Below are 14613 nucleotides of genomic sequence, written 5' to 3'. Positions count from 1 at the left end.
TTCTTCATTTTTCAAACATATTTTCTTAACTTGATGGCTATGGGTCTACACCATTTAATACTTCTACGACTGCATCTACGCCACCTGTTTCTGTGTAATCTTGCGTCACTGTTGACGATAGCTTACGTTCAAGCACCGATTCGATTTCACTAATAACTTCTGGTGATGTCGACTCCATTTGTGCAATACGCTTTGCAATATCAGCTTGTACTTCCTGTGGTAGTGACGATAAAATAACACCGGCCTGCGCTGGTTCTAAATAAGATAAAATAAGCGCAATTGTTTGTGGATGCTCATTTTGAATAAAGTTAAAAATTTGAGCTGGATCTGCTTTGCGTGCAAAGTCAAACGGGCGAACTTGTAGCGACGATGTTAAACGGTTAATAATCGCTTGTGCTTGCTGCTCACCTAACGCTTTTTCTAGCACCGTTTTTGCATAACCAATACCACCTTGAGAAATATACTCTTGAGCTACTGCAATTTGGTGAAATTCCTCAATAATGTCTTCTTTCGTTTTTGAATCTACTTTTTTAACGCCTGAAATTTCAAGCGTTAAACGCTCGATTTCCTCTTCACTTAAATGTTTATATACTGAGGCCGATACTTCTGGTCCTAATGAGATTAAAAGGAGCGCAGCTTTTTGTTTACCTGATAATTCTTTATCTTTTTTAGACATAGCCGTACCTCCCTTTAATCTTCAGCAATCCATGTACGTAATAATTTAGCAAATTCTTCTGGCTTTTCTTTTGCCATATTTTCTAATTGCTTACGACGAACAGTTGCTTCACTATCATCTTCTGTTTGAATCTCTTCGACAATTAACTCTTCTTGCTCTTCAATTAATGCTAGCTCTTCTTCTTCTTCACGTTTTTTACGTGCGCGCATAATATACAGAACGAGTAATACGATTGCAGCTAATAAAATACCGCCAATTACGTAAGCCCACCAAGGAATAAATGGCTTCTCTTCAGCTGTGTCTACGCTCATACCGTGTAATTGTTGAACAGAAACAACGATTTTTTCGCCTACTTGCTCTTCTGTTAATGTACCTGTAGAAGATTTATCAATTGTTGTACGTACAATTGTTGATAACATCGCTTCTACATCTTCCGTTAAACCAGCTGGTAATGTTGCTGGATCATCCGGTGTTGGTGGTTCTACAACAACTTGGATACCTAAATCGCGAATTTTATATGGGCTTTCTGAAATTTCACGTTGAATTTCATTTACACCGTAGTTTAATTGCTCTTCTACACGTTCATATTCCCCGTCACCAAATGTGCCTTCGTTATATGTTGTGAAGTTATCTGTTGTCGTATCTGCTTCAGGCTCTCCCGTTGCAGCCGCTCCTGTACCTGTGTACGTTTCGCTAATATTTTGTGCACTAATAATGATGCCTTGCATGTTTTCTTCATCAACTGGTGTTAATAAGTCCTCTTGACGATTTTCTTTACTGAAATCGATATCAGTTGTAACCGATACGACAACTTTTCCTGCACCCATTAATGAACCTAATAAGCTTTGTACTTGACGCTGTAAGTCACGCTCAATCTTTTCTTTAATCATCATTTGATCTGCAACGATTGAAGAAGATGAGCCCGTATCAACTAACGTAAAGTCTTCTGAGTATTGGTTCGTAATGACAATGTTCTCTTGCTTTAAGTTTGGTACACTCATTGCCACTAAATTATATAACGTTTTAATTTGGTCTTCTGAGAATTGGTGACCTAATGCAGTTTGTAAAATAACTGTAGCTGTAGGCTCCTGCGACGAATCATTTAAAAATACACCTGTTTCCGGTAACGCAATCATAACGCTTGCATCGTTTACACCGTCAATTTGACGAATTAAATTAGCTAGCTCTGTTTGCATCGCTGATAATTGTAAAACATTAAATTCGTTGTCAGTCATACCAAAGCCTGCGTTATTCCAAAACGTTGAATAACCGTCTCCTGCTCCGCTCGGTACACCTTCAGACGCCAATTGTAGCTTTAATGATTCTAATTGATCTTCTGGCACACTAATAGATGTACCCCCCGTACCAATTTGATAATCTACAGCTAACCCATCAAGTGATGTTTTCACTTGTGCTGCTTCCTCTAGTGTTAAATCTGTAAATAATGGTACATACGTTGTTCTCGTTAAAAAGAACGTTAATGCAGCCGCTAATAAGATGACTGCAATAATGGAACCGATAATCGTTCCTTTTTGTTTTTTACTTCGGCTCGACCAAAACTGGGTGGAGTCCGTTTTAAATTTATTCAATCGTTCGTTCATTATGTACCCTCCGGTATTCGTGAAGTACCCCACCTATTTAGAAGTTGTGTTATACGCTCATACGCATCATTTCTTGATACGCCTCTACTGCTTTGTTACGCACTTGCATCGTAAGTTCCATCGCTACACTCGCTTTTTGTGATGCAATCATTACATCGTGTAACTCAATGTCGCCACCTGAAATTAAAGTGTTTGTCGCCTTATCCGATTCAATTTGCTTTTCATTCAAGCTTGAAATTGCATCCTTTAGCGAATTTGCAAAGTTTTGTTGCGCTTCAAAAGGTGTTTGTCTCGTGTTTTCAACTTGCATTGTAGCTAACGAATTGTTTGTAATCGCTGTAATTGCCATTTACTCTACCCCTTATTTTCCGATTTCTAACGCTTTTGTTAACATCGCTTTATTTGCATTAAATACTGTGATGTTTGCTTCATACGAACGCGTTGCAGACATTAAATCAACCATTTCTGTTAATAAGTCAACGTTCGGTGTTTCCACATAGCCTGCTTCGTTTGCATCTGGATGTGTCGGGTCATATACAAGCTTAAAAGGCGTTTCAGTATCTTCGCCAATTCGAGTTACTTTCACACCATTTCCTACACCATCTTTAACTTGAACACCCATCGCTTGATTCAAGAAGTTTGAAAAACCACCTTCTTGTGCGGTCATTGTTACGGTTTTACGACGATATGGATCCCATGTGCCATCTGCATTTTGTGTTCCACGTGTCGTATCTACATTCGCGATATTCGACGACGTAACATCCATACGCAAACGTTGCGCAGTTAATGCCGATGCTGTTGTATTCATACTATGAAAAATTGACAAAATTATTGTCCTCCTTTAATGACAGTTTTCAACGAATTCAGCTTGCCGTTTATACGATCGATTAGCGCATTGTAATAAATCGTATTTTCAGCCATCTTTGCTTGCTCTGCATCCATATCAACACCATTACCATTTTGACGATAACGTAAATTAGTATAACTGTATACACCATCAGACGACTGTGGTTGTTTAAATTCATAATGACGTTGGTCTGTGCGATGTGCGGACATCGTATCAATCTCTGCATCTTTTAGCATTTTAGCGAAGCTGACATCTTTTGCTTTGTATTTCGGTGTATCTACATTCGCGATATTTTGCGCAATAGTTTTCTGCTTCGTCGCAGAATATTTCAACCCCGACTCCAAATTTCCGATCGTTCCTCCAAATAAATTCATTCTTTTACACCTCGCTTACGTCGTGACAGCACAACAAATTTGATTACTTCTTATTGTAATTAACTTTTGAAACAGTGTCTATCGTCTTTCACTAAAATAACCTAGTCGGTTATAACTATTTTAAGTTATGCGTATATACTTTTGTCCCGAAACGACATACCATGTGAACTAGTAAAATATGTATAAATACCCTTAAATCCAGGAATTATTAACGTTCAGTTTTCATCATCCATGTAGTGTAAAATTAATTTCATCGCTTTTAACACATAGTAAAAAAGACAGAATGCTCTACATGCTGTAAATCATGTAGTACACAATCTGTCCGTCACAAAATAGCCATCTTTGAATAGATACAGCTATTCAAAGATAAAAAGCGATCTGTTATTTCATTTTAATTTCTGCTAATGCTGTTAAAAACTTATCATTTAATACTTTAATATACGTACCTTTCATTCCTAAAGAACGAGATTCGATTACGCCAGCTGACTCGAGTTTACGTAATGCGTTCACGATCACTGAACGTGTAATTCCAACACGATCTGCGATTTTAGACGCCACTAATAAGCCTTCGTTGCCATCAAGCTCTTCGAAAATATGCTCAATTGCTTCTAGCTCAGAATACGATAAAGAGTTAATGGCCATTTGTACGACCGCTTTTGAACGAGCTTCCTCTTCAATTTCCTCTGATTTTTCACGTAAGATTTCCATACCGACTACTGTTGCACCGTATTCAGCTAAAATTAAATCGTCATCTTCAAATTGTGCTGCAACACGCGCTAAAATTAACGTACCTAAACGCTCGCCGCCACCAATAATTGGTACGATCGTCGTTAAGCCATCACGGAATAAGTCTTTATTTTCTACAGGGAATGCCGTGTAATCACTGTCGATGCCAATATTTGATGATGTTTCTGTAATTGTAAATAAGTTTTGTGTGTATTCAATAGGAAATTGACGTTCTTCAAACATCTTTTTCATGCGTTCATTTTCGATTTGTTGGTGAATCGATAAGCCAAGTAACTTCCCTTTGCGGCTTACGATGAATACGTTCGCATCAATAATGTCGCCTAATGTATCTGCCATTTCCTTAAAGTTTACGGGCTTACCTGCTGATGCTTGTAACATCGAGTTAATTTTTCGTGTTTTACCTAATAAATTCATAAATATCTATATCCTCCTGATCGAAGTCGATCATTTTATTTCCTAATTCACTTAATATTCTAAAGGTTTTTACAATTTATTTAAAATAATATGCTTCAAACGCTATAAAATAAATTGTGTTAAATCTTTGTTCTTCACAATTTCGCCTAACTTTTGGTCGACATATGCAGGTGTAATAGCAATATGGGCCGGCGCAATTTCAGAAGCCTCAAATGATAATTCCTCTAATAAGCGCTCTAAAATTGTATGCAGTCGACGCGCACCGATATTATCAGTTTCCTGATTTACATTTGTCGCAATTTCTGCGATGCGCTCAATCGCCTCATCTGTGAAATCGATTGTTACACCTTCTGTTTCAAGCAATGCTTTATATTGTAAAATGAGCGATTGATCCGGCTCATGTAAAATGCGCACGAAATCTTCCTTCGTCAACTTTTCTAGCTCGACGCGAATCGGGAAGCGTCCTTGTAACTCAGGGATTAAGTCAGATGGCTTTGCGACATGGAATGCGCCTGCTGCGATAAACAACATGTAGTCTGTTTTCACAGGACCGTATTTCGTCGTCACAGTTGAGCCTTCAATAATTGGTAAAATATCACGTTGTACACCATCACGTGAAACGAGCGTGTTGCCACCACTGTTCCCTTTTGATGCAATCTTATCGATTTCGTCGATGAAAATAATACCAGCTTGTTCCGCACGTACAACAGCTTCTTGTGTCACTTCGTCGTTGTCGATTAACTTCGATGCTTCTTCAATCGTTAAAATACGTCGCGCATCCTTCACTTGCACGCGTCGATTTTTCGTTTTCTTCGGCATGAAACTTGAGAGCATATCTTGCATGCCGCTTCCTGCCATTTCCATACCTGAACCTTGCAGCGCATCGAAAATCGATGGTGCCTGCTCCGTCACTTCAACCGTTACCCATTCATCCTCAAGCTTACCTGCTGCTAAATCGATTGCAACTTGCGCACGCTTCGAACGAATTTCTGCATGCTCAGCACCATCGTCTTCTTGCACTTGCTGCTGACCGCCAAATAACGCTTCGAATGGATTTTGTGTCGCCTGCTTTTTGCGTAACACCGGTACAAGTAGCTTTACAATTGCCTCATTTGCTAATTGCTCTGCTTGCTCTTTTACCGCTTCCATCTTCTCTTCCTTCACAACACGAACAGAAGACTCTACTAAATCGCGTACCATTGACTCCACGTCACGACCAACGTACCCGACTTCAGTGAACTTTGTCGCTTCGACTTTAATAAACGGTGCGTTCGTTAACTTCGCAATACGACGTGCAATTTCTGTTTTACCGACACCAGTTGGGCCGATCATTAAAATATTTTTTGGAATGACTTCATTTTTTAAATCCTCTGATAGTAAGCTTCTACGGTAACGGTTACGTAATGCAACGGCAACCGCACGCTTTGCATCATTTTGTCCAACAATGTGGCGATTTAAATGCTCTGTAATTTGTTTTGGCGTTAAATGTTTCGTCATTATAAAACCTCCAAAATAATATTATGATTTGTAAATACACAAATGTCTGCAGCTGTTTCAAGCGATGCGTGAGCGATTTCCTTTGCCGATAGTGAATCTCCTGCAAATTTCTTCAACGCACGACCTGCTGATAGCGCGTAGTTGCCACCTGAGCCGATTGCTAAAATACCATCGTCTGGCTCGATTACTTCGCCAGTACCTGAAACGAGCAGTAACGTATCTTTATCCATTACGAGTAACAGCGCCTCTAGCTGACGCAGCATTTTATCCCCACGCCATTGCTTTGCTACTTCTACTGCTGCACGTTGTAAATTGCCATTATATTCATTTAGTTTTTCTTCAAACATTTCAAACAATGTAAAAGCGTCCGCTACAGACCCTGCAAAACCAGCAAGTACTTGTCCGTTAAATAAACGACGCACCTTTTTTGCTGTTGCTTTCATCACAACTTGATTGCCGAGTGTTACTTGACCGTCACCAGCCATCGCACATTCACCGTTGTGCTGAATTGCAAAAATTGTTGTTGCATGAATTTGTCCCATACTCCCACTCCTTCTATGCCCTTGGATGTGCATTCATATATGTTTTTTTCAAATGCTCTTTCGTTACGTGAGTATACACTTGCGTTGTAGACAACTGTGAATGCCCGAGCAATTCTTGAACAGAACGAATATCTGCGCCGTTATTGAGTAAATGCGTCGCAAACGTATGACGCAGCATATGCGGATAAATTTTCAAATGCAGTGCTGCTTTGTCCATCATCTTCTGTAAAATATATCGAACACCTTTTGCAGTTAACGCATCACCACGCATATTGACAAACACATGCGCATGCTGCTTCGTCTTCATAATTCGTGGTCGTGCATACTGTATATAATAGGTTAACGCATTGAGCGCATATTGACCAACTGGAACGATTCGCTCTTTTTTCCCTTTACCAATTACACGGATAAAGCCGTACTGAAAATCAATTTGCGAAAGTTCTAAATCAAGCAGCTCACTTACACGCACACCAGTTGCGTACAATAATTCCAACATAGCGATATTGCGAATAGATTGCAAATCATCGCCTTTATTCGCCGTAAAAATTTGTTCAATTTCTTCCGTGTAAAAAAACTGCGGTAGCTTTTGCTCTTTTTTCGGATGAAATAATGCACTGAACGACGTATCATCCACATTAAATTGTTTGTTTAAAAACGCAAAAAAAGAACGAATCGAGGAAATTTTTCTCGAAATCGTCGTTCTCGCTTTTTGTTCTTCGTATAATTTTGTAATAAACGCGCGCGCATGAATAGCTGTGACTTGTTCTAAATGTTGTACGTCCTCTCGCTGTAAAAATGCGACGAACTGCTCTATATCATAGCGATACTCGCGAACAGTATGTATAGATAGCATACGCTCTGCTTGAATGTAATACATAAAACGCTCGATTGCTTCAGTTAACGTTAACATCATGTTCCTCCTCATTCGTAAAAAAGGATCGCTCATTTTGTTGCCGATTGCCGTTACCAATAAAAGCTCACTTATTAGACAATAGACTTAATTTCATCATATGACAAGTAGTAAATACTATTTTGTAATATTTTTTTATGAATATACTGTCTTTTCTGTCAAGCTAGCTGAAAATAAAGAAAAAGCCTTTAAGATTATAGCAAATCTTAAAGGCTGTTTCAAATTAAAGCTTAGCCGTTGCAACGAAGTGGTCAATCGCTTCAATGGCGCGTGTCGCTTGACGCTCTGCACGCTCTGCCTTTGATCGAATGCGCTCACCTAAATCCGGGAAAATACCGAAGTTTACGTTCATCGGCTGGAAGTTTTTCGCATCCGCCTCTGTAATGTAACGTGCCATCGCCCCAAGTGCTGTTTCAAATGGGAAGATGATTGGTTCTTCGCCGACTGCTAAACGTGCTGCATTAATACCTGCAATTAAACCAGAACCTGCTGACTCCACATAACCTTCTACTCCAGTCATTTGACCTGCGAAGAAAATTTGCTTATTCGCTGATAGCTGATACGTTTTTTCAAGCACTTTCGGTGAGTTAATGAACGTGTTGCGGTGCATAACGCCGTAACGTACGATTTCCACATTTTCTAAACCTGGAATCATCGAGAATACGCGCTTTTGCTCTCCCCATTTTAAATGTGTTTGGAAACCAACGATGTTATACAACGTACCTGCTGCGTCGTCTTGACGTAATTGTACAACAGCGTACGGGCGCTTGCCTGTTTTCGGGTCTTCTAGTCCAACTGGCTTCATCGGTCCGAACGTCATCGTTTTCTCACCGCGTGCTGCCATGACTTCAATCGGCATGCAGCCTTCGAAATATTTCTCTTTTTCGAACTCTTTTAACGGTGCACATTCCGCTTCAATTAACGCTTGACGGAATGCATCGAACTCTTCTTTATTCATTGGGCAGTTTAAGTATGCTGCTTCACCTTTGTCATAGCGTGATTTCAAGTACACTTTATCCATGTCGATTGAATCTTTTTCTAAAATCGGAGCTGCGGCGTCATAGAAGTATAAATAGTCTTGACCTGTTAGCTGCTGAATTTGTGCAGCTAGCGCTTCAGACGTTAATGGTCCTGTCGCAATAACCGTAATGCCATCTGGAATTTCTGTTACTTCCTCGTTAATCACTTCGATGTTTTCGTGGTTACGTACTGCTTCTGTTACGTATGAGGCGAACTCATGACGGTCAACCGCTAACGCACCACCGGCCGGCACGGAACAATTGTCCGCTGCTGCCATAATGACTGAATCAAGCTTGCGCATTTCCTCTTTAATAACGCCAACTGCATTCGTTAAACCGTTTGCACGTAGCGAGTTTGAACAAACAAGCTCCGCGAATTTATCTGTATGGTGCGCTGGTGTTTGCTTTACCGGACGCATTTCGTATAAACGTACTTTCACACCGCGCTTTGCGATTTGCCATGCTGCTTCACTACCTGCTAAACCAGCACCAATTACGTTAACAATTTGTTGTGACATATTGATTTACCTATCTTTCTTTTATTGAGTCGGTGCTTCTTCGTAATCACATTTTGTACATTGGATTTGAACACCTTTTTTAATTTTCTTCTCTACTAATAATGCACTACATTTCGGACAAGGTCTACTAATTGGCTTATCCCATGACACGAACTCGCACTGCGGATATTGATCGCAGCCGTAAAACAATCGCTTCGTTTTACTTTTACGCTCAACAATTTGTCCATCCGCACAATCCGGACATTTCACACCAATTTGTTTCATAATAGCCTTCGTGTTACGGCAATCTGGGAAATTTGAGCACGCCATAAATTTACCGTATCGTCCAAGCTTATATACCATCGCTGAGCCACATAGCTCACAATCTTCACCAGCTGGCTCATCTTTAATGACGATTTTTTCCATCTCGGCATCAGCATACGCGACACGCTTTTCGAAGTCTTTGTAAAACGCATCAATGACCTCTACCCATTGCTTGCGCCCATCCTCAACTTCATCTAAGTCCTGCTCCATTTTCACCGTAAACTCAATGTTTAAAATTTCAGGGAAAAACTCAAGCGTTGCCCAATGTACAATTTCGCCAAGCTCTGACGGAACGAAGCGCTTCGTCTCGAGTGTTACGTACCCCCGCTTTTGAATTGTATCAAGCGTTGGAGCATATGTAGATGGACGACCTATACCTAGCTCTTCTAACGTCTTCACTAAACGCGCCTCTGAGTAGCGTGGTGGTGGCTGTGTAAAGTGCTGCTTCGGCTCGATTTGAATTGAGTTCACTGTGTCTCCGATTTCCATTGCAGGTAACAGCTTATTCGTTTCCTCGGCTTGGTCATCTGTCCCTTCAATGTATACTTTCATAAAACCAGCAAACTTCACTTGTGAACCGTTTGCGCGGAATTGTACATCGCCATTTTGTAAATCGACTGTCATCGTATCAAGTACAGCTGGCGCCATTTGACTTGCGATAAATCGCTCCCAAATTAAGCGGTATAAACGTAATTGATCGCGCGATAGCACCGTTTTTAGCGTGTCAGGTGAGCGCATCGTACTCGTCGGACGAATCGCTTCATGCGCATCTTGTGAATTCGTGCTTTTTTTCACTTGCTTTTGCTCTGTTGCGACAAACTCTTTTCCGTACGTCGTTTCAATGAACGATAATACTTCTGTTTTTGCTGTTTCTGAAATGCGTGTTGAATCGGTACGCATATACGTAATTAAGCCGACTGTACCTTCTTTTTTACCGATATCAATACCTTCATATAATTGCTGTGCAAGCATCATCGTTTTTTTCGCACGGAAGTTTAATTTACGAGCTGCTTCTTGTTGCAGTGAAGACGTCGTAAATGGCTGTGCCGCGTTACGCTTCCGTTCTTTACGCACAACGTTTGTCACTTCAAATGCCTTACCTTTAATGCCATCTAGAACTTGTTGTACTTCAGCCACATTCGTCAGCTTAATTTTTTGCTCGCCATCACCATAATATAGCGCGCTAAACGGTTTTTTGCCCTTCTCAAACTCGCCTTCAATCGTCCAATATTCCTCTGGTTGGAAACGCTTAATTTCTTCTTCACGCTCAATAATTAAACGTAGCGCAATCGACTGCACACGACCTGCCGATAAGCCTTTTTTGACTTTCTTCCATAGTATAGGACTAATATTGTAGCCTACTAAACGGTCTAAAATACGACGTGCTTGCTGTGCATCTACTAAATCCATATTAATTGGACGTGGATGCTTAAACGACTCGACAATGGCATCTTTCGTAATTTCATTAAATACAACGCGGCAATCCGAATGAATATCGATGTTTAACGCAGTTGCTAAATGCCATGCAATCGCTTCCCCTTCACGGTCTGGATCGGCTGCTAAATAAATTTTCTTTGCTTTTTTTGCCGCTTGCTTTAATTCTTGCAACACCGGCCCTTTTCCACGAATCGTAATATATTTTGGCTCGTAGTTATTTTCTGTATTAATGCCCATTTGTGAGCGTGGTAAATCACGCACATGTCCAATCGATGCTTTTACTTTATATTTTTTGCCTAAATAACGTTCAATCGTTTTTGCCTTTGCAGGTGATTCTACAATTACTAAATAATCCGCCATATACATCCTCCTTCTAAAATGAGAGGTTCTTTTAATTCGTTATACGACTATTTATGCTTCATCTGTTAGCGGATTGGTGTTCCTTCTATTTTAAAGTAAACCGAATTGATGCACTGTTCATTTCGCTAACAGTATGACTTTCACATCGCCACATTGGAATTTCCAAGTGAAGTCGTTTGAAAAGAATATCTGTTGCAAAATGTATAACAGATTTTCATATAATGCAACTTTTTTTCAATTTTTCTGTTGAAAATGTTGTAAAAAGCGCGGCATTTCCTCTAGCGTTAATGCCGTCGCTCCTTCTGCTATTAATGCATTCGGACCTTGCGATAGCGGCGAAAATATATTCCCTGGCACCGCAAAAATTTCTTTGCCATGCGCTAATGCATAGTCGACCGTGCTCATCGTTCCGCTTTTTCGTTCCGCCTCCGTCACGACAACCGCATCGCTTAAGCCACTAATAATTCGGTTACGCATCGGAAAATACCATTTTTGCGGTCCATAATGATACGGATATTCAGTAACGAGCGTATGGTGCTGTGCCAAATAAGTTGCAAGTTGTGTATGTGCTTTCGGATAAACGTACTGAAATCCATGCCCGAGTACCGCAACTGTATGACATTGATGAGCAATGGCCGCCTCATGTGCAATCGTATCTGCACCTTTCGCTAAGCCGCTTATGATGACGAGATTTGCCTCCTTACAGTAAGGCATAAGCTGGCCGATAGCATAACGACTATAATCGGTTGCCTTGCGAGAGCCGATAATGGCAACAGCAGCTCGCTGAAGTGCGTCCACCTTACCTTTCACATATAAAACGAGCGGTGGATCGTAAATATTATACAAAGCTTGTGGATACTGTTCATCTCCGTAGCAAATGACGTGAATATGCTTCTCTTTATAAAATTGGGCGATTTGCTTCGGGCAGTAGCTCATAAATTGTTGCTGATAGATTGCCGCCTTTTCAGGTGAGCAGCATAAATACATGCTCAATTGCTTAGCCGACATTTTAGCGAATTGTTCAAAATGAGGGTCTTGCTCAATATAACGCTGAAGTTTTTTGTAGTTCATCGGGGTAATTTGATGAAATGTGAGGAATTGTTTGTTCACGAGGAAAAAGCCTCCTTTTTTATTATTTTTATATAATAAAACGGTGCTTAAAAATGCGAGAATAGCTTCGCAAAAGTTTTTTTGCGAAGCTATTCTCCTATGAAATTAACAGCACGAATTAGTGTGTTTTACACGCTTCGTATAAGCCTTTTTCTTTAATTACTTTAATTAATGTTTCACCGATTACAGATGGTGTTGGTGCAACTTCGATACCTGCTGCGTTTAACGCTGCAATTTTATCTGCTGCTGTCCCTTTACCGCCTGAGATAATCGCACCAGCGTGACCCATACGTTTACCTGGAGGTGCTGTTTGACCGCCGATGAAGCCGACAACTGGTTTTTTCATGTTCGCTTTAATCCATTCAGCTGCTTCTTCTTCTGCTGTACCACCGATTTCCCCGATCATAACAACTGCATAAGTTTCTGGGTCTTCGTTGAATGCTTCTAAACAGTCGATGAAGTTCGTACCGTTTACTGGGTCGCCACCGATCCCGACTGCTGTCGTTTGACCGATACCAGCTTCAGTTAATTGGTGTACAGCCTCATACGTTAACGTACCTGAACGAGATACAACGCCTACGTGACCTTTTTTGTGAATGTAGCCTGGCATAATACCGATTTTACATTCATCTGATGTAATAACACCCGGGCAGTTCGGACCAACTAAGCGAGTCTTTTTGCCTTCCATGTAACGTTTTACTTTTACCATGTCTAACACTGGAATGTGCTCTGTAATACAGATTGTTAAGTCTAGCTCTGCGTCCACTGCTTCTAAAATTGAATCTGCTGCAAATGCTGCTGGTACGTACACTACTGAAACTGTTGCGCCCGTTGCTTTAACAGCTTCTTCAACTGTATTGAACACCGGAATACCGTCTACATCCGTACCACCTTTACCTGGTGTTACACCTGCTACGACTTTTGTGCCGTATTCAACCATTTGTTTTGTATGGAAACGTGCAGTTTCACCTGTGATTCCTTGCACGATTACTTTTGTGTCTTTATTGATGAAAACGCTCATGCCTTAACCTCCCCAGCTACTAAGTTCACAATTTTTTGTGCGCCGTCTGCCATTGAGCTCGCCGCTACAATGTTTAAGCCAGAACCATTTAAAATTTCTTTACCGCGCTCTACGTTTGTACCTTCTAAACGAACTACTAATGGTACTTGTAAGCCAAGCTCACGTGCTGCTTGTACAACACCTTCAGCAATAACGTCACACTTCATAATACCTCCGAAGATGTTAACGAAAATACCTTTTACGTTTGCGTCAGATAAAATGATTTTGAATGCTGCTGTTACTTTTTCTGTAGTCGCGCCGCCCCCAACGTCAAGGAAGTTTGCGGGTGTGCCGCCGTAGTAACTAATTGTATCCATCGTTGCCATCGCAAGACCCGCACCATTTACCATACAACCGATGTTACCATCTAATGAAATGTAGCTTAAGTCGTATTTTGATGCTTCGATTTCTTTTGGATCTTCTTCGTCTAAATCGCGTAATTCACGTACATCAGCATGGCGATGTAACGCGTTTGAATCGAAGTTAAATTTTGCATCTAATGCTAACACTTGATCGTCACCTGTTACTACTAACGGGTTAATTTCAAGCATTGACGCGTCTTTATCGATAAAGGCATCGTATAAGCCTAATAATAATTTTGCTGCTTGGTTTACTAGCTTTGATGGAATTTCAATATTGAATGCTAAACGACGTGCTTGGAACGCTGTTAAACCTAAAACTGGATCTACTACTTCTGTGAAGATCTTTTCAGGCGTTGCTGCTGCCACTTCTTCAATATCCATACCACCTTCAGCAGACCCCATTACCGTTACGCGAGATGTCGCACGGTCAACTACTAAACTGATATAGTATTCTTTTGCAATGTTTGGGCAACCTTCTTCGATGTAAATGCGTTTAACTTCTTTACCTTCTGGACCCGTTTGGTGCGTTACTAGAACTTTACCTAAAAGCTCTTTCGCGTATGTACGTACGTCGTCAAGGTTTTTAGCGATTTTTACGCCGCCAGCTTTACCTCGACCACCTGCGTGAATTTGTGCTTTCACAACTGTGATCGCCGAGTTTAACTCTTTTGCTACTTTCACTGCCTCATCTGGTGAAAAAGCAACAAACCCGTTTGGAACTGCTACACCGTACTGGCGTAGAACTTCTTTCCCCTGATACTCATGAATATTCATGATCCATCCTCCCATTCAAACAATAATCGAAATGTTGTTACAACATTATTTTAACCAAAAAT

The 14613-nt window shown here is 40.6% G+C and carries 13 protein-coding genes and 1 pseudogene; all 14 read right to left on the bottom strand.

The annotated features are described in order from the left end of the window. Positions 1 to 43 precede the first annotated feature (43 nt). Positions 44 to 676: pseudogene (gene fliG / locus A6K76_RS06855) on the bottom strand (flagellar motor switch protein FliG); the annotation flags it as partial. A gap of 14 nt (positions 677 to 690) precedes the next feature. Continuing rightward, complete coding sequence (gene fliF, locus A6K76_RS06850; protein ID WP_066463415.1) at positions 691 to 2277, bottom strand: flagellar basal-body MS-ring/collar protein FliF; 1587 nt, start codon at positions 2275 to 2277, stop codon at positions 691 to 693. A gap of 49 nt (positions 2278 to 2326) precedes the next feature. Further along, on the bottom strand, positions 2327 to 2626 hold the full coding sequence (gene fliE / locus A6K76_RS06845; protein ID WP_066463413.1) for a flagellar hook-basal body complex protein FliE: 300 nt from the start codon (positions 2624 to 2626) through the stop codon (positions 2327 to 2329). A gap of 12 nt (positions 2627 to 2638) precedes the next feature. After that, entirely contained in the window at positions 2639 to 3103 is a 465-nt protein-coding gene (gene flgC / locus A6K76_RS06840; protein WP_066463411.1) for a flagellar basal body rod protein FlgC, read from the bottom strand. A gap of 2 nt (positions 3104 to 3105) precedes the next feature. Beyond that, the gene (gene flgB, locus A6K76_RS06835; protein WP_066463409.1) at positions 3106 to 3498 is read right to left on the bottom strand and encodes a flagellar basal body rod protein FlgB; all 393 of its coding nucleotides are present in this window, start codon (positions 3496 to 3498) and stop codon (positions 3106 to 3108) included. A gap of 381 nt (positions 3499 to 3879) precedes the next feature. Next, entirely contained in the window at positions 3880 to 4659 is a 780-nt protein-coding gene (gene codY, locus A6K76_RS06830) for a GTP-sensing pleiotropic transcriptional regulator CodY (protein ID WP_066463407.1), read from the bottom strand. Positions 4660 to 4761: 102 nt separating this feature from the next. Beyond that, the gene (gene hslU / locus A6K76_RS06825) at positions 4762 to 6156 is read right to left on the bottom strand and encodes an ATP-dependent protease ATPase subunit HslU (RefSeq protein ID WP_066463405.1); all 1395 of its coding nucleotides are present in this window, start codon (positions 6154 to 6156) and stop codon (positions 4762 to 4764) included. After that, positions 6156 to 6698, bottom strand: coding sequence for an ATP-dependent protease subunit HslV (gene hslV, locus A6K76_RS06820; RefSeq protein WP_066463403.1), 543 nt, complete (start codon positions 6696 to 6698; stop codon positions 6156 to 6158). The genes hslU and hslV overlap by 1 nt, the downstream gene beginning before the upstream one ends. 13 nt (positions 6699 to 6711) lie before the next feature. After that, complete coding sequence (xerC, locus tag A6K76_RS06815) at positions 6712 to 7611, bottom strand: tyrosine recombinase XerC (protein WP_066463401.1); 900 nt, start codon at positions 7609 to 7611, stop codon at positions 6712 to 6714. A gap of 220 nt (positions 7612 to 7831) precedes the next feature. Further along, on the bottom strand, positions 7832 to 9145 hold the full coding sequence (gene trmFO / locus A6K76_RS06810) for an FADH(2)-oxidizing methylenetetrahydrofolate--tRNA-(uracil(54)-C(5))-methyltransferase TrmFO (protein WP_066463399.1): 1314 nt from the start codon (positions 9143 to 9145) through the stop codon (positions 7832 to 7834). 21 nt (positions 9146 to 9166) lie between these two features. Further along, positions 9167 to 11245, bottom strand: coding sequence for a type I DNA topoisomerase (gene topA / locus A6K76_RS06805; RefSeq protein ID WP_066463397.1), 2079 nt, complete (start codon positions 11243 to 11245; stop codon positions 9167 to 9169). Between the two features lie 234 nt (positions 11246 to 11479). Then, positions 11480 to 12355, bottom strand: coding sequence for a DNA-processing protein DprA (gene dprA, locus A6K76_RS06800; protein WP_066463394.1), 876 nt, complete (start codon positions 12353 to 12355; stop codon positions 11480 to 11482). A gap of 118 nt (positions 12356 to 12473) precedes the next feature. Further along, positions 12474 to 13376, bottom strand: coding sequence for a succinate--CoA ligase subunit alpha (gene sucD, locus A6K76_RS06795; protein ID WP_066463392.1), 903 nt, complete (start codon positions 13374 to 13376; stop codon positions 12474 to 12476). After that, complete coding sequence (sucC, locus tag A6K76_RS06790) at positions 13373 to 14551, bottom strand: ADP-forming succinate--CoA ligase subunit beta (protein WP_066463390.1); 1179 nt, start codon at positions 14549 to 14551, stop codon at positions 13373 to 13375. Before sucC ends, sucD begins: the two co-directional genes overlap by 4 nt. Positions 14552 to 14613 lie beyond the last annotated feature (62 nt).

The organism is Caryophanon latum (assembly GCF_001700325.1).
GTDB lineage: Bacteria > Bacillota > Bacilli > Bacillales_A > Planococcaceae > Caryophanon > Caryophanon latum.
Note: the sequence above shows the minus strand (reverse complement) of the source record. Positions and strands in the feature narration are given on the sequence as shown.

Coding starts and splice junctions, on each gene's coding strand:
- hslV (WP_066463403.1), bottom strand. CDS start 6,698: ATGGGACAAATTCATGCAACAACAATTTTTGCAATTCAGCACAACGGT.
- sucD (WP_066463392.1), bottom strand. CDS start 13,376: ATGAGCGTTTTCATCAATAAAGACACAAAAGTAATCGTGCAAGGAATC.
- trmFO (WP_066463399.1), bottom strand. CDS start 9,145: ATGTCACAACAAATTGTTAACGTAATTGGTGCTGGTTTAGCAGGTAGT.
- flgB (WP_066463409.1), bottom strand. CDS start 3,498: ATGAATTTATTTGGAGGAACGATCGGAAATTTGGAGTCGGGGTTGAAA.
- codY (WP_066463407.1), bottom strand. CDS start 4,659: ATGAATTTATTAGGTAAAACACGAAAAATTAACTCGATGTTACAAGCA.
- fliE (WP_066463413.1), bottom strand. CDS start 2,626: ATGGCAATTACAGCGATTACAAACAATTCGTTAGCTACAATGCAAGTT.
- fliF (WP_066463415.1), bottom strand. CDS start 2,277: ATGAACGAACGATTGAATAAATTTAAAACGGACTCCACCCAGTTTTGG.
- sucC (WP_066463390.1), bottom strand. CDS start 14,551: ATGAATATTCATGAGTATCAGGGGAAAGAAGTTCTACGCCAGTACGGT.
- topA (WP_066463397.1), bottom strand. CDS start 11,245: ATGGCGGATTATTTAGTAATTGTAGAATCACCTGCAAAGGCAAAAACG.
- hslU (WP_066463405.1), bottom strand. CDS start 6,156: ATGACGAAACATTTAACGCCAAAACAAATTACAGAGCATTTAAATCGC.
- xerC (WP_066463401.1), bottom strand. CDS start 7,611: ATGATGTTAACGTTAACTGAAGCAATCGAGCGTTTTATGTATTACATT.